Origin of the sequence: Micromonospora sp. NPDC052213, from assembly GCF_040679695.1 — a bacterium.
Taxonomy (GTDB): Bacteria; Actinomycetota; Actinomycetes; order Mycobacteriales; family Micromonosporaceae; genus Micromonospora.
In genome coordinates, this window is record NZ_JBFAVI010000431.1 from 1 (window position 1) to 1,004 (window position 1,004).

The window sequence follows — 1,004 nt, forward strand, 5'->3', positions numbered from 1 at the left end:
CGGCCGCTTCGCTCCCCGTCCAGCGCACCCGTCCTGCCCGGTCGCGTCGATCATGAACTTGGCGGCGCTTGGTGTCCGGTTTGTCGCCGCTAACCTCATGATCAACCCTGTGGTGGGTGCCCGGGGAGGCTTCTTCGAGGGTGATCAAGGGGTTTGTGTCCTTGTGGGTGCCGGAAAGGGCCGCAAACTCCTTGATCGCCGGGGTGCAGAGCGAGGTGTCCGGATGGGCTGGGCGAGTCTGGTCGGTGGTGGGCGGGGTGTCGGGTTCGGGGGTGGTGGGCGGCACTTTGGGGGCGGAATCGTGGGCGGGCCGGTGGCGTTGTAACCGGGTGAACGACCGAGCAAGGCCGCGCCCCCGAGCGCGTCGGCTGTGGGGACAGACCTCAGGCCGTTGAGTACGTGCGGCGGCGTGAGCCGCGGGGAATGATCCCGCCCGGCTGGTCGTTGAACACGGTTCCGACGACGTGAGCCCCGCGCCGCCCCCGGTGGTGTGAGGCGCCCGGGAATGATGCCGGGCTGCAGGTCGTTGGACATGCTTCCGGCGCCGCGTAGAGGCCCCCGCCCCGCGAGCAGCCGGGATCCCCCTTTGAGACTTTCTTGAGCGCCTGACGGTGCCCACGCACTCGCCCCCGGGTGCGTCGACCCCCGAATGGAGCCCCCATCATGAACACGATTCTGCGTAAGAGCGTTCTGGGTATTGCTGGTCTGGCTTTCACCGGTGGCGTGTTCGCCGGCCCGGTCGCCGCCCACGCGGCCGACACCACCCACGCGGTCAAGCCGGTCACGGCCACCGTGCAGGGTGACAAGCTGATCCCGCACGGCGTGCAGGGCGACCAGTCCCGCATCGACCTCAATGACGAGCAGACCAAGAACGTGAAGGCGATCATCGCCGCCACGAAGAAGGCCGGCATGGACGAGCGTGCCGCGGTCGTGTCGATCGCTACCGCGTTGCAGGAGTCGAAGCTGGAGAACCTCGGTCACCTCGGTGACCGCAACGACCACGA

At 68.2% G+C, this 1,004-nt stretch carries 1 protein-coding gene and 1 pseudogene; one reads left to right on the forward strand and one right to left on the reverse strand.

Features of this window, described 5'->3' with window-relative positions; translation table 11 throughout:
- Positions 1-286 (reverse strand): hypothetical protein (locus tag AB0L34_RS34520; RefSeq protein WP_363709888.1); only part of this gene is annotated, 286 nt, incomplete at its 3' end.
- A gap of 377 nt (positions 287-663) precedes the next feature.
- Between AB0L34_RS34520 and AB0L34_RS34525 the strand changes: the two are divergent.
- Positions 664-1,004 (forward strand): annotated as a pseudogene (locus tag AB0L34_RS34525) (hypothetical protein); the annotation flags it as partial.